The sequence below is a fragment of the Streptomyces sp. A1277 genome (assembly GCF_004795015.1).
In the GTDB taxonomy this organism is placed as follows: Bacteria; Actinomycetota; Actinomycetes; order Streptomycetales; family Streptomycetaceae; genus Streptomyces.
The window spans coordinates 12706-35914 of record NZ_SSBI01000041.1 but is presented as its reverse complement, the minus strand read 5'-3'; the positions used below and the strand labels follow the sequence as shown (position 1 = coordinate 35914).

Here is a 23209-nt window from a genome sequence, read left to right as displayed (position 1 = left end):
GTTCGCGCTCGGTGGCGAAGTCCTGTTCTGCTGTCACGTTGCCGTACCCCCGCGCCTGCGCCGGCCCGGCGGGGGTTGCCGTTCGCGCTCGGTGGCGAAGTCCTGTTCTGCTGTCACGTTGCCGTACCCCCGCGCCTGCGCCGGCCCGGCGGGAGCCGCCGTTCGCGCTCGGCGGCGAAGCCCCGCCCGGCCGGGTCCGACGCCCCCTCGTAGCGCAGCCGCCGCCCCGCTTCGGCCGCCCCGCCGTCCCGTGCGGGGACGGTCTGTACGAGCAGGCCCTCGGTGACCGGCTGGCCGGCGGCCTCCACCTCGCCGGCCAGCGGCGCCCACACCCGCAGGTCGATCGCCGCCTTCAGCTCGCCGCCCAGCGCGGACCACACGTCCACCGTGGACGGCCGGTCGCCCGAACCCGCGGAGGCGGCCTCCATCTCCACCGTGAGACCGAGTTCGGCGAGGCTGCCCGTGAGCATCCGGCCGGGCAGCACGCTCGTGCGGATCAGGCAGCGCAACACCTCGGAGAGCAGCCGGTGTTCGTCCTGCGGCCGGTTGGTCCACGCCGTCACCAGGTAGGTCAGCTCGAACCAGCGCGGGGGCGTGCGCCGCCCGGTGACCACGCCCTCGTCGTCGTACTCCTCGGCCGTGCCGGTGCGGCGCCGGGTCGCGTCCTCGCGGATGCCGTACAGGAAGACGCTCACCGTGGGCGCGTTGCGGCGCGCGGACCAGTCCTTCGTCGGGGCGTCGAAGACCAGCTCGACCCCGCTGTCCTGGAGCCCCGCGTCGACCAGCAGCAGCCGCACGGCCTCGTCCACTTCGTGGATCACCGGCGGCCCATCTCGTCCGGCGGCACGAGGGTGCCGCTGACCACCAGGAAGTCCGTGGTGACCGGGGAGAACCCGGGCCCGGACGCGGTGATGGTGCGCGGCCCGGTCCGGTCCTTCACCAGGATGAGCAGCTGGGCGATGAACGTGCCGTCCCCGCCCGGCCGGGCCGGCGGCGCGGCCGCCGTGATCCCGGGCTTCCAGGTCAGCTTCACCGGCACGCCGGGCGGGAAGTCCTTCCCGCGCACCGAGGTGACGAACCCGGGCTTTCCGATCTCGGGCACCGAGACGATGCGCGGCTGGAGGATGCGCAGCGGGACGCGGGAGACGTTGTCGCTCCGGTCCGCGTCGGTGCCGCTGGTGGTCAGCGTGCCGGTGATGCCGGTCCGCAGGGCGCGGTCCGGGGCGAGCACCACCCGCAGGACCGAGGAGGCGCCCGGTTCCAGGTCGGGGAGCGCGCACACCCCGCCGGTGCAGCCCGCCGGGAGGGTCGCCACGGGGACGCGGGCGGGCAGCCCGAGCCGCAGCCGCAACCCGGTGGCGAGCGCGTTCTTCCCGTTGCGCACGGTGTACGTCACCACGACCCGCCCGCCCACGTATCCGGGGCTGGGCTGCGCCCGCACGACGACCCCGGGGCCCGCCTCGGGCGCCGGCGGCAGCGGAGCGGGTGGCTGGGCGGGCGGCTGCGCGGCCGGCGGCGGGAGGGTGTGCGGCGGGGTCGGGACGGGGGCCGGGGGGATCGGCGTGGGCGCCGGCGGGGTGGTGCGGACCCGTACGGCCGTGCCGGTCGCGTTGTCCGTGGGGTTGGGGTCCACGACGCTTCCGGTGACCGACCAGCCCAGCTGCCAGGGCCCCGGCGTCACGCCCGTCAGCCGCGCGGTGACCTCCACCTCGGCGCCCGGCCGGAGCACGCCCAGGTCGCAGCTCGGCGAACCGGCCGCGCACGCCCCCGCGGCGCTGGTCAGCTCCTCCAGGCGCACGCCCTGCGGGACGTCGGCGACGAACGTGGTGCCGGGCGAGGGGGCCGGGCCGCGGTTGGTGACGGTGACCGTCACCGAGACCGAGGAGCCGGTCTCCACCGGGGCGGTGGCGGGCGGTGCGGTGAGCGCCAGGTCCACCCGCTGCTGGAAGGCGGGCTCCTTCTGGCGGCCGGGCAGCCGCGCGGTCAGCGGGGTCAGGGTGCCGGTGGCGAGGTCGAGCTGGGACAGCTGCTCGGGGGAGTTCGGCGCCCTGCCCCGCCGGGAGCTGAGCACCAGCCGTCCGGCGTCCGCCGACCAGGCCACGTCACGCGGCTGGTAGGGGCCGGTCGCCTCGACGTCCGGGATCCGCGCGCCGCACGCGGCGGGGTCGTCGCGCCGGTCGGACGGCAGCACGACCCGGCAGTCCCGCCCGTCCGGCGAGGTGACGACGACGCTCGCCCGCTGGTTGATCTGGTCGGCACGGTCCTTGCGGTTGAAGGCGATCGACGTGCCGTCCGGGGAGAAGGCGGGGCTGTCGTCGATCACCTTGCACTCACCGGGGCAGCCGGTGACGCTGAGGTCCCGCTGCTGGCCGAGGGCGTCCGCCGGGGCCGTCCACACGTGCTTGATGCCGCCGAGGCCCCGGATCACCTGGTTGCGGGTGAAGGCGAGCGTGGCGCCGTCCGACGACCAGGTGGGCTGGGCGTCACCGCCCACCACCTCGCCCGCGGGCGGGACCACCTCGCCGGTGATCTTCCCGCTCGCGGCGTCGGCGAGGAGCACCCGGCTCGTCCACGTACCGTCCGCGCCCGGCGTGGACCGGGTGAACGCCAGCCGGGTGCCGTCCGGCGAGAACGAGGGGTCGGTGTCCCGGTCCTTCGGGCCCCGCCCCTCCAGCCCGATCGCCTCCGCGTGCGTCCCGTCGGTGTCGGCCAGCCAGATCCGCTGGACCCGCTCGCCGTCGACGGTCTCGAAGCGGGTCACGGCGATCTGCCGCCCGTCGGGCGTGTACGTCTGCCGCTCGGTCCACGGGTCGTAGCCGTCCGCCGGGTGGAACAGCGGATCGTCGGCGGGGTCGTCGCTCGTGTTGGACCACGCCCTCGGGTCCTCGCGCAGCACGTCGAGCCGGAGGTCCCGGGGGTCCGAACCGTCCTGCCGCATGTCCTGGAGCGTGACCAGGTCCGCGTCCTTCGTGGTCCTGCGGGTGACGACCGTCGTCCAGGAGTCCACGGGGCCGAGCACCGCCGGTGCCTCCACCTCGCGGTCCTCGGTGAGCACCATCCGCGGGACCGGCTCGCCGAGGGAGCCGATCCGGTACACGTGGTCGTAGACGGAGCACCCGCAGTCCGTGTTGGGGCTGAGGAAGAGCAGCCCCTCGCCGTCCGGGAGCCAGGCCGACGACCGGGTGCCCCAGTCGGCGCCGAGACCGGTCAGCACGGGACGGCCCGTCCCCGGCCCGTCCGTGACCCGCAGCCGGTGCCCGGTGTCCGTGTCCGACTGCGGCTCGACCCGCACCGTGTACACGACCCGGGAGCGGTGCGTGCCGTCGCCCACCGGATTCCACTCCGGCTCGCTCGCGTCGCCCTCCGCGCTGTCGCTGACGCACGTCACCGGCCCGCCGGACAGGTCCCGTTCGTAGATCTGCGTGCCCGGCTCCGGGCCGCCGTCGCTCGCGTACGCGATCCGGGTGCCGTCCGGGGACAGCGTCGGCGAGGTCTCGTCGGCGGGCGTGTCCGTCAGCTGCCGCGGCGCGGAGCCGTCCACACCCACCGCCCACAGGTCCCGCTGGTCCCCGGCCCCGGCCGAGTCGAAGACCACCGTCCGCCCGTCCACGGAGAGTTCGGGGTGCGCCGCGTCCATGCCGGTGGTCAGCTTGCGTACGGTGCCGTCCGCGCCGCGCACGTACACCTGCGGCCGTGCCTCGTCGCGGAGGCTGGTGAAGACCAGCGCCTGTCCGCGTCCGAAGGCGTCCTGGTCGTAGTGGGCCGGACCGCTGCCGAACAGGTCCTCGGTGGCGGTCTGCGAGGTGACCCGGCCGAGGCTGCGGTGCCCCGTACCGGCGAACGCGATCCGCCCGGTGTCCGCCGCCGCCGCCGCGTCCGAGGCGGCGGCCGGCTGCGCCTGCGGGGCGGACACCGAACCCGCCACCAGCAGCGGTGTCAGCAGCACCACGGCACCGCTCAGCCGGCGCCACCGGGCACCCCTCGCCGGGCCAGCAGGACCGCCCACGGGTCCACCTCACAGTCTGGGTCGATGGTTCTCCACGTCGAGCATCCTGCGTACGGGGGCGCGGGGACAGGGCCGGGAGTACCCGGGGCGGGGAAGAGCGGGTGCCCTTTGCGGGCGGGTCTACTTCTTGTGGCGCGCGTCCAGGCGGTTGCGCTGGTCGATGACGACCTCGTCGCGCACGCCTTGGAGCATTCGGCCGATGTGGCCGAGGTCCCTCAGAAGCTGCTCGTAGCCGGACTGCGCCTGGATGTCGCGGAACTCGACGCGACGGTTCCCTTCCGTCGCGGAGTTCATGTGTTCCAGGTTGACCGCCTGATAGTGAGACCGGTCCTCAGGATGACTCTTCACCTTGTCCCTGAGACGCTGCGACGCCTGCGCGTGCAGGGGGAGCCCCGCCATGTGGTTCTGGAGCTGCCGGACCGCTTCCGGCAGGTCCACGTTCCCCTGGCGCGCGTTGGCCAGGATGTCGTCGATAAGAGTCTCGACGTCGGCCAGGTGGTCGCTTTTGGTCTGGGGGAGATCGCCGGTCCATGGCGCGTTCTCCACGTCCTTCTCGCGCGGTGCGGCGCCGAACGAGTCGACCCAGGACTCCCAGTCGGTCTCCCATTGCCGCACGGACTGGACGAAGAGTTCGACGCTTGCGCCGAAGGTCGACGCGCTGTCCACGGAAAGGTGACCGCCGCCTCCGGCCGAGGTCTGGTCCACGTGCAGCCCGCACTTCTCGGCAAGGGCGAAGATGTGGCCCTGGATGATGGCGCGCACGTGGGAGGAGTGCAGGCCGCTGATGGGGGTCGGGTCGGTCCGTGTCTCCAGGCAGGCGTCGTCCATGGTGATCTCCCACCACCATGAGGCGGACCCGTCGGTGTACGTGAACCGCTTCGCGTCCTGGTCCTTGACGGTGGTGTCGCTCACGCTGAGCGTGAACCCGGCCGGCGGAGCGGCTTTCTGTACCAGTGCGGTCCAGGCGTTCATCTTGCCCTTCGCGTACGTGATCACGGATCTGGCATTGGCTTCGGCCTTGCCGGTCAGACTGCCGAGGTCCACGATCAGGGGAAGGGCGCCCTTCTTCACCGTTCCGTTGAGGGTGCTGTCCGTGAACGTGAACTCGGTGCCGACGACGCTTCCCGGCAGGGGGACGGCTTCATCCCGCGTCTCCCCCGCCTTGGCCGCCGTCGCGCACTCCTGCTCCATGAGGTTCAGCTTCTGCACCAGTGTGGTCAGTGATGCGTCGACGGCGGGTCCGGCGGTGTCCGGCCCGCCTCGCGCGGCCTTCCCGACTGCTTGCCAGGCGGGCAGGGCTCCCAGCTCCTTGAGGATTTGCTTCATGTCCTTTTCGTCGGGGTCCCTCTCCAGCACCACGCGCGCGTACTCGTTCAGGATGCGCGCCTTGTGAGCGCTGGTGTACTCAAGGGCCCGCCGCCGCCACTCCGCGGCGTCCCCCTCCGCGACCGGCGACATGAACCGCTGGACCGCCGCCCCGCCGACGTGAGCCGTACCGGCGGAGACATGGGCGTCGTGCCCGGCGGGGGCGGCCCCCGCCACCGAACGGCCCATCACCCGGTGCGCGTTCGCCTCGGCCTCCCGCTCGAACGCGTCGGACGGGTCGGAGATCCGCAGCCCGTCGCCGTGGTCGGTGCCGGCGACCGCGCCCCGGCGCTGCTGGATGACGTGGGTGAGTTCGTGGGCGAGCGTGTGCTTGTCCTTGCCGCCGTCGCCGATGACGACGTGGTGGCCGCTGGTGTAGGCGCGGGCACCGACCTCGGCGGCCGACGCCCGGGCGGCCGCGTCGTCGTGGACGCGTACGTCGCCGAAGTCCTCGCCGAGCCGGGCCTCCATCTCCTGCCGCAGCGGCGCCTCAAGCGGCCGCCCGCTCCCGCTCAGCACGTCGTGGACGGCCGAACGCTGCACGGCGGGCTGCTCCGGTGCCTCCTCCTGGGCGTACGGGTGGCCGGCCTTCCGCAGTACGTGCAGGACGGCCGCGTTCCCCAGGGTGCGCTGGAGGTCGAGGAGTTCGGTCCGGTCCACGGGGGCCGGGCCGCGCGACGGGGTGGACCGGGTCTCGGCGGTCCGGCCGGTGCGGTGCTCATGCTGCGACAACGGGATGCCTTTCGACGGGCGGTCACCGCCACCAGACCGGTCGGCCGTGCCGCCGGGCAAGGGTCGCCGGGGCAGAGACCGGGACACGGGTCCCGGCCGGGCGGTCGCCCCGGGGCGCCGTGGGGGCAACACCGGTTGCCCCCACGGCGCCCGCCGCCCCGTCAGATGAGCCCGTGCCGCATGGCGTACCCCACCGCGTGGGCCCGGTTGCGCAGGTCGAGCCGGGTGGCGACCTCGTGCAGCACGTTCTTGACGGTGCGTTCGGAGTACGACGTCTTCTGCGCGATCTCCGCGGTGCCGTAGCCCTCCGACACCAGCCTGATCATCTCCGCCTCGCGCGTCGTGAGGGTGGACAGCGAGAGGCCCCTCGGGTCCAGCACCGTGCGGTGCAGGCTGCTGACGTGGTCGAGGAGCTTGCCGAGGAGGTCGCCCGGCAGGACCCCCTCGCCCTTGGCGATGGCCGTGACGAGGTGGACGAGGCGGTCCTGATCGGCCTCCCCGCGCCGCAGCACGGCGGCGACCCCGTACTCGATCAGGGTCTGCAGGGCGCCCGCCTCGAAGTAGCCGACGACGAGGCCGGTACGGGTGGCGGTGTTGCGCTGGAGGCGGTGCAGGAGCTGGACGGCGGGTTCGTTCACCATGTCCACCACCACTAAGGAGACCTGTGCGCTGTCGGCCTCCTCCTGCGGTATGAGCTCGATCTCCGGGCGTGGACGCAGTTGCTGCACCACTCCGGTCTGGAGGATCAGGTCCTCCGCGTACACCGCCACCGTCACCCGGCCCGACGCCGGGGCCGGTGTGCTGGGCGCGGGGTGCTGGGGCGCGGCGGGGATACGGCCGGGGCCGCCCGCCGCCGTCTTCGTCATGTCTGTCGTGGTCGTGGTCATGCGCTCGTCCTTCTGGGCCGCTTTCGCCGATAACCGATGGGTCAGATGCCGTACGGGCTCGTCCCGTGCCGCTCAGGGCGGCCTGGCACGGGGGTGGGGCACGGGCGCCCGGCGCGGATGTGCCCCCGGGGCACCCGGCCTGCCCGCACGTTGCCCTCCCGCCCCTGCCGCCGGGACCGGGGCGCGGCCTAACGTCGCATCGTGACCACATCTGCCGAACTCGACATGCCCACGGTGACGGTGTCGCCCGGCGCCGAAGCGACGACCGCGCTGACCGTGCGCAACGACGGCGACATCGTCGAGGCGTACACCCTCGAAGTGGTCGGCGACTGTGCGGCATGGACCACGGTGGAGCCGGCGCGGGTCTCCCTCTACCCGGGCACCTCCGAGACGGTCACGGTGCGCCTCGCGCCGCCCCGGTCCCACGAGGTCCGGGCAGGCGAAGTGCCCCTGGGGGTCAGGGTCCTGCCCGCGGAGCACCCCGAGTCGGTGGCCGTTCCCGAGATGACGGTCGTGGTCGAGCCGTTCCGCGAGCTGCGGGCGCGGCTGGAGCCGGGCCGGCGCAGGGGCTGGCTGGGGGCCCGGTTCCGGATCTCGGTGCAGAACCGTGGGAACGCTCCCACGGATGTCGCGCTCAGCGGGAAGCAGGCCGGGGAGGAGCTGCGCCTCGCCTTCACGCCGGAGCGCCGCAGGCTGGAGCCGGGCGAGTCCGCGGAGGCGGGCCTGCGGGTGCGGGCCCGGAAGCTGATCTGGTTCGGCGCACCGGCGTCCTGGCCGTTCGAGGTCGTCGCGGCCGAGGCGGAGAGCGAGGGGGCGGGCGTCGAGGACGGGCAGCCCGCCCGGCCGGAGCCCCTGCCGGGCGAGTTCGCGCAACTCCCGCTGCTGCCCAAGTGGCTGCTGATCGTCCTGGCGGCGATCCTCGCGCTGCTGGTGGCGTGGTTCGCGCTCGTGCGGCCCGCTGTCCGCAGCACCGCGAAGGAGGCGGGCGCCAAGGCCGCGCAGGAGGAGAACCGGGAGCCGAGGCAGCCCGGCGCCGCGACCGGCGGCACCGCCGACGGCGGGCAGGGGCAGCCCAGGAGTCAGGGCGAGGGCGGCACGACGGGAGCGGACGGCACCGGCGGTGCCGGTACGGGCGGCTCCGGCTCGACCGGGGGCGCGGGCGGGGCGAACGCCCTTCAGAGCTCCGAGACCATCGACGTGCAGACGCGCGCCGGGGCCCGGAGGGCCGGGACGTACGTGGTCCCGGAGGGGAAGACATTCGGTGTCACGGACATAGTCGTGGCCAATTTCCAGGGCGACGAAGGGTTGCTGACGATCTCCTTCGGGAAGCGGAAGATCACCACCATTGCCCTGGAGACGTTCAGGAACCAGGACTATCACTGGGTCACCCCCATTCAGATACCGGAGAAGGCGGCGGTCACCGTTTCCGTGACCTGTTCCAAGCCCGGGACTCCGGCGACCGGTACGCAGGCCACCGGGTGCCACCAAGTGCTCAATGTCAGCGGTGTGCTGAGCGATGTCTCGCGAGAGGAACGATAGCGCCGGATTCCTGTCCTTCTGTTCCGGCGATATGAACAGACAGGTTCTCCACCTGCGGATACGTGCCGCCGTGCGTTCACCCGGGTGTGGCCCTTCACACACCCGGACACACCCGGAACGACTGGACGGGTAAATGCCCGGAGTCCGTTCCGGCCGGTGAATTCCGGTATTTCACGGGTGATTCCCGGCATTCCCGGGTGCGGTGAATCGCTCGGACCGCCGGCCCCTGCGCTCGTCGGAGCGGGCCGCATTCCCCGGCCACCCGGACGCGATCATGGAATTCCGGCCGTTCCCGCCCCGCCGGCTCGGTAGTTTCTGGCTGAAATCAATCCCTCGTGCCGGGGGAGTGCCCGCGGGGGCCCGGAAAGGCAGCGGCCCTGCCCCCCGGCCAGGACTTTGAGACCTACTGCCCGCGCACACGCCCCGGCAAGACTGTCCGGGCGAACGACTGACCAGCCGAAGGAGCGAGCATGCCGTCGTACCTCACCCCAGGTGTATACGTGGAGGAGGTGCAGTCCGGAGCACGGCCCATCGAGGGAGTCGGCACCGCGGTCGCAGCCTTCGTCGGCTTCGCGGAGACCGGCCCCTTCCACCGGCCGACGCTGGTGACGAGCTGGGACCAGTACGTATCGGCCTTCGGCACCTTCACCCCGGACACCTACCTGACGCTCGCCGTCCACGGGTTCTTCACCAACGGCGGCGGCGCCGCGTACATCGTGCGCATCGGCGGCCCCGCCGAGGACGCGCCCCGGGACAAGGCGCCCGCCCAGGCCCCGTCCGTCGCCATCGGCGGCTTCCTGGTCTCCGCCCGGCCGGGTGCCGGTGACGGCCTCTCCATCGAAGTCACCGACGCCGAGGGCGAGAACCCCCCGGAGGACCGGTTCCGGCTGCTGGTGCGCCAGGGCGGCAAGGTGGCGGAGACCTTCGACACGTCCGTACGCAAGAACGTCAAGGGCTACCTGGTCACCCAGGCCCGTCAGTCCAAGCTCATCGAGGTCATCGAGCAGCCCGGCGCCGCCCAGACCCGCCCCGAGAAGCAGAGCCTGACCCTCGCGCCGGCCGCCCCGGAGACCGGCGGCCCGGCCGGGGCAGGCCCCGCCGAGTACGTGGGCGACGCGTCGGCCCGTACCGGCATCGCGGCCCTGGAGGCGATCGACGAGATCACCATGGTGGCCGTCCCCGACCTGATGAGCGCCCACCAGCGCGGCGACATCGACGACGAGGGCGTCAGGGCCGTACAGCTGGCCCTCATCGCGCACTGCGAGCAGATGGGCGACCGGGTCGCCGTCCTGGACACCCCGCCGGGCATGAACGCCCAGCGCGTACGCACCTGGCGCAACGACGACGCCGGATACGACTCCCGCTACGCGACCGTCTACTACCCGTGGCTCAAGGTCCTCGACCCGGCGACCGGCCGGCAGACCCTGATGCCGCCGAGCGGCCACGTCGCCGGTGTCTGGGCGCGCAGCGACGGTGAGCGCGGCGTGCACAAGGCCCCCGCCAACGAGGTCATCCGGGGCGCGCTCGACCTGGAACTGCGCCTGAGCCGGGGCGAGCAGGACCTCCTCAACCCGATCGGCGTCAACTGCGTACGCGCCTTCCCGGGCCGGGGCATCCGGATCTGGGGCGCACGCACCCTCTCGTCCGACCCGGCCTGGCGCTACCTCAACGTCCGCCGCCTCTTCAACTACCTGGAGGAGTCCATCCTCCTGGGCACCCAGTGGGTGGTCTTCGAGCCGAACGACGACCGCCTCTGGTCGAGCATCCGGCGCAACGTCACCGCGTTCCTCTCCGAGGAGTGGCGCCGGGGCGCGCTCTTCGGCCGCACGGCCGAGGAGGCGTTCTACGTCAAGTGCGACCGGGACAACAACCCGCAGGAGTCCATCGACCTCGGCCAGGTCGTGTGCGAGATCGGCGTCGCCCCGGTGAAGCCCGCGGAGTTCGTCGTCTTCCGCCTCTCGCAGTTCTCCGACAGCACCAGCCTCGTGGACGAGTGACCGTCCCCGTCGCGGAGTGACCCAGCAGGCAACAGGCAACGAACGGAACAGGTGACACAGAGTCATGGCAGAGGGCGACGCTCTTTCCACCCACGTCTTCGGCGTGCAGCTCGGCGGCTACCTCGTGGAGTCGATCCAGGAGATCAGCGGCCTGACCGTCGAGGAAGAGGTGGTCGAGGTCCGGCAGGTGACCGCCACGGGCAAGCAGATCATCCGCAAGCAGCCCGGCGCGCGCCAGGCCGGCGAGGTGACGATCACCCGCGGGCTCGACAAGAGCAGCGAGTTCACCAAGTGGATCAAGGAGACGCTGAACAACGGCGCCGTCGACACCGCGCGGCAGAACCTCACCATCGAGATCAAGGACTCCAAGGGTGAGACCGTCCGCCGCATCCAGCTGATGCAGGGCTGGGCCAGCCGCTGGGAGGGCCCCTCGCTGAAGGCCGGCGAGTCCAGCGCGGCGACGGAGACGGTCACCATCACCTTCGAGGAGATCGTGGTCGAATGAGGCGCAGGACCGTTTCCGGCGGCGGCCTCGAAGAGGTCCTCGACAGCCTCGCCGCCGCCGCGCCCACGCAGCCCGAGGCCGCCCCCGCGCCGCCGCCCGCCCGGGAGCCGGACCGCGCGGACCTCCGCACGGAGTTCGACTTCGAGCTGCCGCGCGGTTACGTGGACGACGAGGGCCGGGTGCACCGCAGCGGCTCGATGCGGCTCGCCACCGCCCGCGACGAACTGCGCCCGCAGATCGACCTGCGGGTCAAGGAGAACCCCGCGTACCTGAGCGTGGTACTCCTCAGCCAGGTGATCACCCGGCTCGGCACGGTGAGCGACGTGCACGTCGGAGTGGTCGAGCGGATGTACGCCACCGACGTGGCGTTCCTCCAGGACTTCTACCGCCGCATCAACAGCGAGGGCCACACCCACGCCGCGGTCACGTGCCCGCTGTGCCAGGGCTCCTTCGAGGTGGACCTCTCGGGTGAACGCCTGGGGGAATCGTGACGTACGCGCCTTCCCGGCTGCGGGAGGAGCTCGCGTACATCGCCTACCACTTCCACTGGCAGCGTGAGGACATCCTCGACCTCACCCATGGTGAGCGGCAGGAGTGGGTGAGGGAGATAGCGCGGATCAACACCCGCGTCAACGAGAGCGGGTGAGGGCGTGGAGTTCAGGGACTGGTTCCGGCGGCGGCCGGTCGCGGCCGGGGACGGCGTCCCCGGCACGGGCCCGGCGCCGGCCGGCCCGGAGCCGGAGCCGGAGCCGGAGCCCGTGGCCGGGCCGGGCGCGGACTGGGACGGCGGCTGGCGGCGGGTCGCCCCGCCGGCGGTGACCGTCGCCCGCTCCTCGATCGGCGTGAGCGACGGCCTGCGCTTCAGGTCCCGGCTCGCGTCGTGGCAGAACGTCGCGTACGGCGGCGAACTCGGCCACGCCGTCCTGCCGTCCGCCCCCGTGGGGCTCATCCACGGCGTGGCCCGCACCCCGGGCACGCCGCGCTCCGCACCGTCCGGGGCGCCCCTCCTCCTGCGCGCGACCGGCGCACCGGAGGAGCCGGTGGCGCCGGTGGCGCCGGTGGCGCCTTCGGCGCCGGGTGCTCCGGCCGCCCAGCGGCGGCCCGGCACCAACCGGCCCGGTGCCGCCGGAGCGAGCGGCCGGGCGGTTACGGATGCGGGGAGCGGAACGGGTCCGGGTCCGGGTTCGTCGGCGCCGGTCGCCAGGAGAAGCGCGGGCCCGTCGGGCTCGTCCGCCGGGACCGGGCCGCAGGCGCCCGCCCCCGGTTCGGGCGCGAGCCCCCGGGGCGGGGCGGACGCGGGGCGTGCGCGTGGCCGGTCGGCTTCCGGTTCGGCGGGGGCCGGGCGCGCGTCCGCCGGACCGGGCCCGGACGCGGGTGGCCGGGCGGGTCGGGGTGCGGTAGGTATGGGCTCCTCGGGTGCGTCCGCCGGGCCGGGCCCGGACGCGGGTGGCCGGGCGGGTCGGGGTGCGGTGGGTGCGGGCTCCTCGGGTGCGTCCGCCGGGACCGGGCCGGTTCCGGGTGCCCGAACCGGCCGGGGTGCGTCGGGCCGCGTGGTCGTAGCCGTGCCGGGGTCCGCGTCCGCCGTGCCGGCGTCCCACGCGTCCGTGCCGGCGTCCCACGCGTCCGGGCCGGCGTCCCACGCGTCCGGGCCGGCGTCCCGCGCGTCCGGGGACAGCGGTCCCGCCGCTGCCGCCCCGGTTCGCACCCGGCGCACCGCGCCGCCCCTGATCATCGCCCGACGCCCGGCGGCGCCCCTGCGGAGCCTGACCGCCGTCGCCCCGGCCGCCTCCGTTGCGCCGGCCGGGGCGCCCGACCCCGGCGGGAGGCCCACGGAGCGCCCGCCCGTACGCCCCGCGCTGGGCGAGTCCTCGCGTGCACCGGCGTCCGAGGCGAGCCCCTCGGCCCCGTCCGTGCGGGACGGGGCCGCCCCCTCGGAGCCGGACCTGCCCGTGGTCCAGCGGCAGACGGAAACGCCCGCGCCGGTGGCGCCGACTGGGGCGCCCGATGCCGGGCGGAGGCCCGCGGAGGGCCCGTCCGTGGCCGCGCCGCAGCGTTCCGGGGGTCCGCCGGCTGCGCCGCACGTGCGTCCCGCGCTGGGTGAGCCGTTGCGTGAACCGGCCCCCGAGACGGCCCCCTCGGGCCCGTCCGGCGGGGGCGGGGTCGGCCCCTCGGAGCCGGTCCTGCCCGTGGTCCAGCGGCAGACGGAAGCGCCCGCGCCGGTTGCGCCGACAGGACCGCCGCCCGACCTCGGCCGGACGTCCACGGAACGCCCGCCCGTACGCCCCGCCCTGGGCAAGCCCCTGCGTGAACTGCCGCCCGAGGCGGCCCCCTTCACCCTGCCAGCCCGGGACGGGAGCGTCCCCGCCCTGCCCGTGGTCCAGCGGCAGACGGAAACGCCCGCGCCCGAAACCGGCCGGAGGCCCACGGAGGGCCCGCCGGTCGTCGCGTCCGAGCGATCCGCAGGACCGCCCGCCGCGCCTCCGGCACGCCCCGCCCTGGGCAAGCCCCTGCGTGAACTGCCGTCCGAGGCGGCCCCCTTCGCCATGCCCGCCCGGGACGGGAGCGCCCCCGCCGGCCCCGCCCTCCCCGTGGTCCAGCGGCAGACGCCGGAAACGGCCGCTGCCCCGGCAGGGCAGGGACCGGGCGGCCACCGGGACCACCAGCCGCCCGCACCCTCCACCCGCCGTGCGCCCGCACCGGAGGGCACGCCCGGCCCCCCGCACCGGGCCCCGGCCACCGGCCCCGGCTCGCAGGCGCGCACCCGGGGCGGGCTCGGCGCGCCCCTGTCCGCGCTCCCGCCCACCGCAGGCACCGCGAACGACGTCCCGCTGCTGGGCGACCCCCGCCGCGCGCAGCCCCGGACCGCCGCCCCGCAGCCGGGGGAGCAGCAGGCCCCCGCCCCGCAGCCGGGGGAGCAGCAGACCCCCGCCGCACCGCCGCCCGCAGCGATGCCCCTGCGCACCCCGTCCCGCCCCGGCCCCGAGCCCGCAGCAGCCTCCGCCCAGCCCACCTCCGCCCAGCCCACCTCCGCTCAACCCGCCTCCGCCCAACCCACCGCCGTACAACGTCACACCACCGTGGACACCCGCACCCCCGCGGGCCCCCGCCCCGCCCCCGTACGCGTCCGCCGCATCGCCCCCCGAAGCGCCCCCGCACCCGTGGCCGTCCAGCGGTCGCGGGCCCTGCTCGCCGGGCGGACGCTCACCGTGCGCACCGGGGCGGCCGAGGGCTTCACCGCCCCCGAGCCGGCCGCCGCCACGCGCCCCGTCGTACCGGCGATCTGGCGCCGGGACGCCCCGCGCCCGCAAGAGCGCCACGACACCCGGGGCGCCGAGCCCACCCCCACCGCCCGCGCTCACGCCACCCCGGCCGTCCGGCCCGCCACCGTCCAACGGACCGCCCGCCCCGACGCGCCGAGCGAAGGCACAACCCGCGTACCCCAGCCACCGCCCCCGGCGCAGCAGTCCGCGCCCGTCCCGGTCGTCCGGCCCCACGCACCCGGCGCCCCCCGCCCCGGCGGCCCCGCCGTACCCGTGCAGCGCCTCGCGATGCCCGTGGTGGCCGAGACCGGCGCGCCCGCCACCGGCCCCGCGCCGGAGAGCGACGCCCCGTCCGGCGTACCGCAGGCCCTCGCCGTACGCGCTCCCCGGCCCGCACCGGCGACCGGGCCCGCCGAGGGCCGGGCCCCCGCGCCCGGCAGTCGCGAGCGGGCGGTCCAGCGGGCGGTGGCCGAAGCGGGGCTGACCGCAGTCCCCGTGCGGGTGGTCCAGAAGCAGCCCGCCCCGGACCCCGCGCCCGTCGCCCCCCGACCGAACGAGGCCGCCGGGGTGGACGTCGAGGAGTTGGCCCGACGCCTGATCGACCCGGTCAGCAGGCTCCTCCGGGCGGACCTGCGCCGGGGCAGGGAACGGTCCGGACGCCCGTACGACGGCCGCCGCTGAAGAGAGAAAGCAGCAGATGACGGACAACATCTTCGCGACGAGCGTGTTCTTCACGCTCGCCATCGGGGGAAGCGACCTCGGGCAGTTCCACACGTGCTCGGGGCTGGGCGCCGAGGTGGAGTTGGAGCAGTACGCCGAGGGCGGCAACAACGGGTTCACCTGGCAGCTGCCGGGGCGGATCACCTGGACCAACATCACACTGACCCGCCCGGTCACCACCGACACGCTGAAGATCGCGCGCTGGCTGAACGAGACGATCCAGCGGGTCGAGCGCAAGGACGGCGAGATCGTCGCGCTCCGCCCCGACCTCACCCGGATCATCAGCTGGCAGATCCAGGGCATCGTGCCGGTGCGCTGGCAGGGGCCCTCCTTCGACCCGGCCAGCTCCCAGGCCGCGATCGAGACCCTGGAGATCGCGCACGAGGGCCTGGTGCCGTCCTGATGAGCCGACGACGCCACCACCCACACGAGCAGGAAGGAGGAGGAAGCCCATGCCAGCCGCTGCCCGCACGAGCCGTGCACGCGCCCAGCTGACCATCATGGAACCGCCGGCGGACGTCGGCGCCAAACCGGGCGGCACCCTCGCCCAGCTCACGCTGCAGTTCAACCCGGCGACGCTCTCGCTGTCCAAGTCCACCGAGTGGCGGCGCACCCCGTCCCGGACGGCCGGCGAGTCCGCGCTGCCCGAGTTCGTGGGCAGTGGGCCCCGGTCGCTGTCCCTGGACGTGTTCCTGGACGCCACCGCCACCCACGACAACTCCGTGGAGAAGGCGGTGGAACAGCTGATGACGGCCTGCGTGCCCACCCCGAGCAGCCTGGGCCGCAAGAAGCCGTCGAGCCCCTGGGTGCGCTTCGACTGGGGCACGTCGAGGACGACGTCGTTCGACGGGGTGCTCTCCAGCCTCTCCGTCTCGTACACGCTGTTCGACGTGGACGGGAAGCCGCTGCGCGCCACCTGCTCCCTGTCCATCGAGGAGGCGAGCGTCGACCCGGCGGGCCAGAACCCGACGTCCGGCTCGCGGGAGGCGCGCCGTACGCACGTCGTCGTGGCGGGGGACAGCCTGCCGCTGCTCGCCTGGCGCGAGTACGGGGACGCCACCGCCTGGCGCACGATCGCCGAGGCCAACGACATCGACGACCCCATGCGGCTGGCCCCCGGCAGCGAACTCCTCGTACCCGCGCTGGAGGACCGCGCGGCGGAGGATGCTTCGGGGGGCGTACGGTGACCGGGCCCGCCCGCTCCTTCGCCGCCGACCCGATCGTGGAGGCGCCCGGCGAGCTGCCCCAGGCATGGGCGGCCCAGCTGGTGCGCTGCGAGGTCGACGAGAACGTCGGCCTCCCCGACACCGCCGTCCTGACCTACCGCGACCCGTACCACACGCTGCTCACCGCCACCGGGATCACCATCGGCACCCCGCTGAAGATCTCTGTGGTGACCGTCCAGGAGCGGGCGCGCGAGCGGCTGTTCACGGGTGAGGTCACCGCGCTGGAACTCGACAGCGACACCACCGGTTCGTTCACCGTCGTCCGGGCCTTCTCCAAGGCGCACCGGCTGCGGCGCGGGCGCAAGGTGGTGGCCTTCCGCAACATGAAGGCGGCCGACATCGTCCGCAAGGTCGCCGCCGGTGCCGGGCTGCCGTGCGGGAAGGTCGAGGCGGCCCCCGTCATGTACAAGCAGCTCACCCAGCCGAACATCTCGGACTGGGACTTCCTCCAGTACCTCGCGGGCGAGTGCGGGGCGCACGTCCGGGTGGACGAGAACGGCGTGCTGCAGTTCGTGAAGCCGAAGCCCGCCGCCTCGGCGCCCTCCCCGTCCACCTCCGCGTCCAGGCACCCGATGGTGCTGGAGTACGGGCGCAACCTGCTGGCGCTGCGGGCCGTGCTGACCGGCGCGGACGGGGCGGACAGCGTGGAGGTGCGCGGCTGGGACGTGGAGACCAAGACCCGGCTGGTGGCCCGCGAGCAGTCCGTCCGCTCCACCACGGTCGTCCCGGGCGCGAGCCCGTCCGCCGCCGCCGGGGCGTTCGGGCCGAACGCCCGGATGACGGTCGCCGACACCCCGTACCGCACCCAGGCCGAGGCCGGGGCGGTCGCCGGGGCGGTGGCCGCGCGGGTCTCCTCCGGCTTCGGCGAGATCGAGGCGGTCGCCGAGGGCAACCCCCGCCTCCGGGCCGGTGAACCGGTCGCCCTCGGCAACGTCGGCCCCGCCTTCGCCGGCCGCTACACCGCCACGGCCGCCCACCACGTCCTCGACCCGCACGGCGGCTACCGCACGACCGTCCTGGTCAGCACCGCCCCCGACCGCTCCCTGTCCGGGCTCACCGGCGGCGGCGCGCCCCCGCCGGGACCCCGTATGCCGGGCCTGGCGATCGGCGTGGTCACGGACATCCGCGAGGGCCGGGGCAACGGCGAACGCGGTTCGGTGCGGCTGAAGTTCCCCTGGCTGGACGACACGTACGTCACGGACTGGGTCCGTACGGTGCAGTGGGGCGGCCAGGGCGGCGGCGGGGTGTTCAGCCCCGAGGTCAACGACGAGGTGCTGGTCGGCTTCGAGCAGGGCATGCTGGACAGCCCGTACGTGCTGGGCGGCCTCTACAACGGCGTCGACAAGCCGTCGCCGCACGACGTACCGCTGGTCGACCCGACCAGCGGGAAGGTCAACCGCCGCTCTCTGGTGTCCCGTTCGGGCAACCGGATCGAACTCCTCGACAGCCCGCGCGGCCCGTCCGGCGTGCGGCTGGCCACCGGCGACGAGCAGCTGGAGGTCACCTTGGACGAGCGGCGGGGCGAGATCGCGCTGAAGGTGTACGCCCGAGGCACCTCCCGGGTGCTCAGCTCCCTGTCCCTCGGCCGGTCCGGGATCACGCTCGACGCGGGCCTGGGCGACGTCCATGTGAAGGGGGCGTCGGTGACCGTCAACGGCAAGACCGGCGTCACCGTGGACGGCGGCCTGCTCGCCGTCCTGAAGGCGGCGCTCATCCGCATCAACTGACCCCGAACCGAGCAGTCCCAGCAGCCCCGACAAGGAGAACAGCAGCCATGCCCCCCGCAGCCCGTACGGGCGACCCCACCGTCCACGGAGGCGTCATCGGCACCCCGCCGCCGGGTGCGGTGGCCGTCGCCACCGTGCTGATCGGCGGAAAACCGGCCGCCGTCACCGGAAGCCTCCACGTGTGCGCCGTCCCCCCGCACGCCCTGCTCGGCCCGGGGAACGTCGTCATGCCGAACCCGGCCGCCCTGGCCGGTGGCGCGGTCCTGATCGGCGGGCTGCCGGCCGCCCGCATGGGCGACACCACGAGCTGCGGCGCCAAGATCGTCGCCGGGGCGCCCAACGTCCTGATCGGAGGCCCGATATGAGCGAGGGCGGATTCATCGGCCGCGGCTGGGGCTTCCCGCTGCGGGTCGCCGCCACGGGCGGCATCGGCATGGTCGAGCGCGAGCAGGAGATCGAGGAGGCCATCGGCCTGGTGCTCGGCACCGCGCCCGGGGAGCGGCCGATGCGCCCCGAGTTCGGCTGCGGCATCCACGACTACGTCTTCGCCCCCGGCGACGGCGCGACCGCCGGGCGCATCGCCCACGAGGTGCGGGTGTCGCTTGAGCGGTGGGAGCCGCGCATCGACGTACGGGACGTGGTCGTCGCCTTCGACACCGTCGAGGAGGGCACCCTCTACATCGACGTGCACTACACCGTGCGGTCCACCAACGACCTGCGCAACCTCGTCTTCCCCTTCTACACCATCCCGGAAGCGGGAGCCCGCTGATGTCCCTGCCCCCGCCCAACCTGGACGACCGGCGCTTCCAGCAACTCGTGGACGAGGCCAAGCGGTACGTCCAGCAGCGGACCCCCGAGTGGACCGACCACAACGTGTCGGACCCCGGGGTCACCCTGATCGAGACGTTCGCGTACATGGTCGACCAGCTGCTGTACCGGCTCAACCGGGTGCCCGACCGGAACTACTTCGCCTTCCTCGACCTGCTGGGCGTGCAGCTGTTCCCGCCGACGGCCGCCCGCGCCGACGTCGACTTCTGGCTGTCCGCGCCCCAGCCGGACACCGTGCGCCTCCCCGCCGGTACGGAGGTGGCCACCGCGCGCGGCGAGACCGAGGAGGCGGTGGTCTTCTCGACCGAGGAGGACCTGGCCATCGTGCCGAGCTCGCTGATCCGCCTGGTCACCGTCCCGGCCTCCGGCGACCAGACCGACCGCACCGCGCCGCTCGGCGAGGGCAAGGACATCCCCTGCTTCCAGCCCCGGCCCGAGCCCGGTGACGCCCTGCTGTTCGGGCTGCCCACCGCCGTGCCCCGGTGCATCGTCGCCGTACGCCTGGACAGCCGGGTCGAGGGCGTCGGCGTCGACCCCCGGCAGCCTCCGCTGGTGTGGGAGGCGTGGGACGGCGCCCGCTGGGTGCCCTGCGCGACCGGCACCGACTCCACCGGCGGGCTCAACAAGCCCGGCGAGATCACCGTGTTCGTGCCCGCCGGGCACACCGCGTCCGTGACGGCCGGCACCCGCGCCGGATGGCTGCGCTGCCGGGTCACCGAGGCCGCGCCTGGCCAGCCCTTCTACGCGGAGTCCCCGACGATCCGCGAGGCCGAGGTCTTCACCGTCGGCGGCACGGTCGGCGTCGAACACGCGGAGACCGTCCTCGACGTCCCGCTCGGCACCTCCGAGGGGGTCGCGGGCCAGACGTTCTCCGTGCCCCGGACGCCGATCCTGCTGGACGCGGAACCCCCGGCCGTCCAGGTGTCGTCGGACGGGGGCTGGCAGACCTGGACCCCGGTCGAGCACTTCGGCGCCTCCTCCCCGGACGACCGGCACGTCCGGATCGACGCCGCCACCGGCCGGTTCGCCTTCCCGCCGGAGGTGCGCGAGGCGGACGGCACGATGCGCGCCTACGGGGCGGTGCCCCCGAAGGGCGCCCAGCTCCGGGTCGCCCGCTACCGCACGGGCGGCGGCGCCGCCGGGAACGTGGCACGCGGCGCCATCCGCGTCCTGCGCAGCTCCGTCCCGTACGTCGCCGGAGTCGACAACCGCGAAGCGGCACGCGGCGGCGTCGACGGCGAGAGCGTCGGGAACGCGAAGGCGCGCGCGCCCCAGATCCTCCGCGTCCAGGAGCGGGCCGTCACCGCCGAGGACCACGAGGTCATCGCCCGCGAGGCCGCCCCCTCGCTGCGCCGGGTCCGCTGCCTGCCCGCCGTCGCGGGCGAGGGCGGTGCGGTACGGGTCCTGGTGGTGCCCGACGCCGTCCCCGACGAGGGCGGCCGGCTGCGGTTCGAGCAGCTGATCCCGCCGGACTCGGTCCTCGCGGCCGTGGCCGGCCGGCTCGACGAACGGCGCCTCGTCGGCACCCGCCTGGTCGTGGAACCGCCCGCCTACCAGGGCGTCACCGTCGTCGCCGGGCTGGTGGCGGACGAGGGCGACATGGACCGGGTCCGGGCCGCCGCGCTCGACGCCCTGTTCCGCCACATCGACCCGCTCCGGGGCGGCGCGGACGGCAACGGCTGGCCCTTCGGCAGGCCCGTGCAGTACGGCGAGGTCTTCGCCGTACTCCAGAGCGTGCCCGGAGTGCGCCTGGTGGAGGAGGTACGGCTGTTCCCCGCCGACCCGCTCACCGGCCGCCGGGGCGCGGCCGTGGACCGGATCGACGTCGCCGCGAACGCCCTGGTCTTCTCCCACCAGCACCAGATCGCCGTCACGGCGGCCGGGCCCGGTGAGCGCCCATGACCAGGGCCGCGATCCCCGGACTCCCCAGCCGCTACCCGATCGGCGCGCTGCTGCCCGCCCTGTACGCGGACGACGACCTCGCCCAGCGCTTCACGGCGGGCCTGGACACGGTCCTGGCCCCCGTCCTGTCCACCCTCGACAACCTCCCCGCCTACTTCGACCCCGCGCTGACCCCGGACGACTTCCTGCCCTGGCTGTCGTCCTGGGTCGGCGCCGGCATGGACCCGGCCTGGCCGGTGGAACTGCGCCGCGCCGCCGTCGCCCGCGCCGTCGAACTCCACCGCCGGCGCGGCACCCGCCGGGGCCTCACCGAACACCTGCGCCTCTGCTTCGGCGTGGAGGCCGACATCCAGGACGGCGGCGGCGCGGCCTGGTCGTCCGAGCCGGGCGCCGCACTCCCTGCCGCCCCGACCGGCGAACTGCTGGTACGGGTCCGCCCCCCGGCCGGAGCCACGGTGGACGCGACGCGCGTCCTGGCCGTCGTCCGCGCCTCCTGCCCGGCGCACCTCACCTGCCGGGTGGAGATGCTGCCGGGCGCCCCGGCCGACGAGACAGGAGCCTGATGTGACGCGCCCGTGCCCGGCCTGCGGCGCCGCCAACGCGGAGGACGAGGACTTCTGCGGAAGCTGCGGTACGTACTTGGGATGGTCGTCGCGCCGCAGCGCCCGGCCCGAGCCCCCGGCGCCGGAACCGGCCCCCGAGCCGGCGCCCGCGCCGGAACCGGGGCCGAGTCCGACGCGGCGGCCGGAACCGGAACAGGAGCCCCAGCGGGAGCCGGAACCGGAGTCGCGACCCGAACCGGAACCGGAGCCACGACCGGCCCCCGCTCCTCGCCGCGCGCCCGCGCCCGTACGGCCCGCCCGTCCGGCGTCCCCCGAACCCCCGGCGCACGACGAGCCCGTGGTGGCCGTGCGGCCCGGCGTACCGATCGCCGCCCGCCCCACCGTGCGCCCGGCGGCGGTGAACGACGAACCGGACGGCGCGCCCTGCCCGTCGTGCGGGACGACCAACCGCCCGGGCCGCACGTTCTGCCGCAGCTGCGCGGCCCCGCTGAACCCGCGTGCGCAGGCCGCGGCGCTGCCCTGGTGGCGGACCAGGTGGCCGTTCAACCGCCGGGTCCGTGCAGGATCGGGGCGGCTGCTGCGGGGGAGCCTGATCGCCCTGGTGATCGCGGGGCTCCTGGTCGCGGGCTTCCTGCTGGTCCCGGCCGGGCGTTACGTGATCGAGGACGTACGCGACAAGCTCGGCGGCACGGGCGAGATCAGCCCCGCCCACGTCTCCGCGGACGCCGCCGCCCCCGGGCACCCGGCGAAGGCGGCGGTGGACAGCGTGACCAACACGTACTGGGGGGCCCCGAAGCTGGGCGACTCGCTGACCGCCGACTTCGAGGACCCGTTCCGGCTGGTAGGCGTCACGGTCCACACCGGGGTGTCGACGAAGCCCGAGGTCTTCCAGACGGGTGCGAGGCCGACCAAGGCCGACCTCTTCATCAAGACGGAGGACGGAAAGATCCACGAGAAGACCATGACGCTCGCCGACAAGCCGGGCGAACAGACGCTACGGACCGGCATCAGCGACGTCGTCTCGATCCGCTTCGTCGTGCGCGAGGCGGCGGGACAGGAGGACGGCCGGCCGATCGCCCTGGGTGAGATCGAGTACTTCAAGCGGACCTAGCGGCACGCGCGCCGGCACTCCCTTGTCCGACAGGTTCAAGCAAGTCAGCTGTGGTCAAGCCGGTCTCGCCATGGACGAGTTGGAGGGCGACTTCGGCGCGGGCGGCCAGGTCGAGGGGGTCCAGGTCCTCGTAGTGGAGGCGGCAACCGCTCGGTAGAGGTCGTCCGGCTCGCTGGGGTGTGGCGGTGGGCCAGCGTGGTGAGCTCGGCACGGGGCCAGGAGCAGGCGATGATGGCGGACATCCGGTCGGCGGCGATCGCGGCGGCGGACTCCGCGATTTCCACAGCGGTGGCCCGGTCGCCCAGCCTTTGATCGGGTCCGATCAGGGCCCTCAGTTCGTTGCGCTGCCAGTCACACGCGGAAGCCGAGAGCACATTGTGGGCCTGCCAGTGCCCGGCCTCCCACAGTTCTTCCAGGGCCAGCACAGCCCCGATATCCCACAGCCGGCGCGGCCACGGCGTCCCCTCGTCGGTGAAGAAGTCCGTCATCCGGGCGAGGACGCGGCGTGCGTAGGCGTCGGGCTCCGGAGCTGCGGCAGTGGCCATCCATGCACCCTATCGACGCGCTGTGCGCGGGTAGCCGGCTCGCGAGCGCCGTGCTAAATTGGCAGCGGACTTGAAGGGGCGCTCGCTAAGGCCACTGCCCCTCTATTCTTTGGCTCGCACACCAGGCGGTGTGCGAGCCGTTTTTTTGACCAAGGTCAGCCCTGCCGCGTCGGGCGGGGTCGGCTGTGGTCGGGGACCCGCGGCGGGTTCCCGCCCGTCCCGACATGGCCTCGCCCCTGTACTCAGTCGCCCGGTGGGCAGAGTAATCGGCGAGGACGGTCGGCCGGAAACGAGAA

The 23209-nt window shown here is 74.3% G+C and carries 18 protein-coding genes; 14 read left to right on the top strand and 4 right to left on the bottom strand.

What is annotated here, in order from left to right; all coding sequences use genetic code 11:
• Positions 1 to 113 precede the first annotated feature (113 nt).
• The 4 genes from E6R18_RS24665 to E6R18_RS24650 all read right to left on the bottom strand — a co-directional run bounded on the left by E6R18_RS24665 (position 114) and on the right by E6R18_RS24650 (position 6990).
• Positions 114 to 821: a DUF4255 domain-containing protein gene (locus E6R18_RS24665; RefSeq protein ID WP_136319096.1), complete on the bottom strand. Its 708-nt coding sequence runs from the start codon at positions 819 to 821 to the stop codon at positions 114 to 116.
• The gene (locus E6R18_RS24660) at positions 818 to 4006 is read right to left on the bottom strand and encodes a DUF11 domain-containing protein (protein WP_136319095.1); all 3189 of its coding nucleotides are present in this window, start codon (positions 4004 to 4006) and stop codon (positions 818 to 820) included. Before E6R18_RS24660 ends, E6R18_RS24665 begins: the two co-directional genes overlap by 4 nt.
• Positions 4007 to 4126: 120 nt before the next feature.
• Positions 4127 to 6109 carry a DUF4157 domain-containing protein gene (locus E6R18_RS24655; RefSeq protein WP_136319128.1) on the bottom strand — a complete coding sequence of 661 codons (1983 nt, stop codon included), beginning with the start codon at positions 6107 to 6109 and terminating at the stop codon, positions 4127 to 4129.
• A gap of 155 nt (positions 6110 to 6264) precedes the next feature.
• Positions 6265 to 6990 carry a LuxR C-terminal-related transcriptional regulator gene (locus E6R18_RS24650; RefSeq protein WP_136319094.1) on the bottom strand — a complete coding sequence of 242 codons (726 nt, stop codon included), beginning with the start codon at positions 6988 to 6990 and terminating at the stop codon, positions 6265 to 6267.
• A 225-nt stretch (positions 6991 to 7215) separates the two neighbouring features.
• On the opposite strand from E6R18_RS24650, the gene E6R18_RS24645 reads away from it, so the two are divergent.
• The 14 genes from E6R18_RS24645 to E6R18_RS24585 all read left to right on the top strand — a co-directional run bounded on the left by E6R18_RS24645 (position 7216) and on the right by E6R18_RS24585 (position 22368).
• Positions 7216 to 8529, top strand: a complete 1314-nt coding sequence (locus E6R18_RS24645) for a hydrolytic protein (RefSeq protein WP_136319127.1) — start codon at positions 7216 to 7218, stop codon at positions 8527 to 8529.
• A gap of 470 nt (positions 8530 to 8999) precedes the next feature.
• Complete coding sequence (locus E6R18_RS24640; protein ID WP_136319093.1) at positions 9000 to 10526, top strand: phage tail sheath family protein; 1527 nt, start codon at positions 9000 to 9002, stop codon at positions 10524 to 10526.
• A 64-nt stretch (positions 10527 to 10590) separates the two neighbouring features.
• A complete protein-coding gene (locus tag E6R18_RS24635) occupies positions 10591 to 11031 on the top strand; it encodes a phage tail protein (protein WP_136319092.1) in 441 nt (146 codons plus the stop codon).
• Positions 11028 to 11522 (top strand): hypothetical protein, encoded by a 495-nt coding sequence (locus E6R18_RS24630; protein ID WP_136319091.1) that lies wholly within the window; start codon positions 11028 to 11030, stop codon positions 11520 to 11522. Before E6R18_RS24635 ends, E6R18_RS24630 begins: the two co-directional genes overlap by 4 nt.
• A complete protein-coding gene (locus E6R18_RS34150) occupies positions 11519 to 11677 on the top strand; it encodes a DUF6760 family protein (protein WP_167535327.1) in 159 nt (52 codons plus the stop codon). The genes E6R18_RS24630 and E6R18_RS34150 overlap by 4 nt, the downstream gene beginning before the upstream one ends.
• A 1459-nt stretch (positions 11678 to 13136) precedes the next feature.
• Positions 13137 to 14972, top strand: coding sequence for a hypothetical protein (locus tag E6R18_RS34460; protein WP_206308418.1), 1836 nt, complete (start codon positions 13137 to 13139; stop codon positions 14970 to 14972).
• Between the two features lie 16 nt (positions 14973 to 14988).
• Positions 14989 to 15414 carry a phage tail protein gene (locus E6R18_RS24620; protein ID WP_136319090.1) on the top strand — a complete coding sequence of 142 codons (426 nt, stop codon included), beginning with the start codon at positions 14989 to 14991 and terminating at the stop codon, positions 15412 to 15414.
• 49 nt (positions 15415 to 15463) lie between these two features.
• On the top strand, positions 15464 to 16198 hold the full coding sequence (locus E6R18_RS24615; RefSeq protein ID WP_136319089.1) for a LysM peptidoglycan-binding domain-containing protein: 735 nt from the start codon (positions 15464 to 15466) through the stop codon (positions 16196 to 16198).
• Entirely contained in the window at positions 16195 to 17964 is a 1770-nt protein-coding gene (locus E6R18_RS24610) for a VgrG-related protein (RefSeq protein WP_136319088.1), read from the top strand. Before E6R18_RS24615 ends, E6R18_RS24610 begins: the two co-directional genes overlap by 4 nt.
• Before the next feature lie 47 nt (positions 17965 to 18011).
• Positions 18012 to 18329, top strand: a complete 318-nt coding sequence (locus tag E6R18_RS24605) for a PAAR domain-containing protein (protein WP_136319087.1) — start codon at positions 18012 to 18014, stop codon at positions 18327 to 18329.
• Positions 18326 to 18733 (top strand): GPW/gp25 family protein, encoded by a 408-nt coding sequence (locus E6R18_RS24600; RefSeq protein ID WP_136319086.1) that lies wholly within the window; start codon positions 18326 to 18328, stop codon positions 18731 to 18733. Before E6R18_RS24605 ends, E6R18_RS24600 begins: the two co-directional genes overlap by 4 nt.
• Positions 18733 to 20694: a putative baseplate assembly protein gene (locus E6R18_RS24595; RefSeq protein WP_136319085.1), complete on the top strand. Its 1962-nt coding sequence runs from the start codon at positions 18733 to 18735 to the stop codon at positions 20692 to 20694. Before E6R18_RS24600 ends, E6R18_RS24595 begins: the two co-directional genes overlap by 1 nt.
• On the top strand, positions 20691 to 21257 hold the full coding sequence (locus E6R18_RS24590) for a phage tail protein (protein ID WP_136319084.1): 567 nt from the start codon (positions 20691 to 20693) through the stop codon (positions 21255 to 21257). The genes E6R18_RS24595 and E6R18_RS24590 overlap by 4 nt, the downstream gene beginning before the upstream one ends.
• A gap of 337 nt (positions 21258 to 21594) precedes the next feature.
• A complete protein-coding gene (locus E6R18_RS24585; protein WP_346765003.1) occupies positions 21595 to 22368 on the top strand; it encodes a zinc ribbon domain-containing protein in 774 nt (257 codons plus the stop codon).
• The last annotated feature ends 841 nt before the right edge of the window (positions 22369 to 23209 follow it).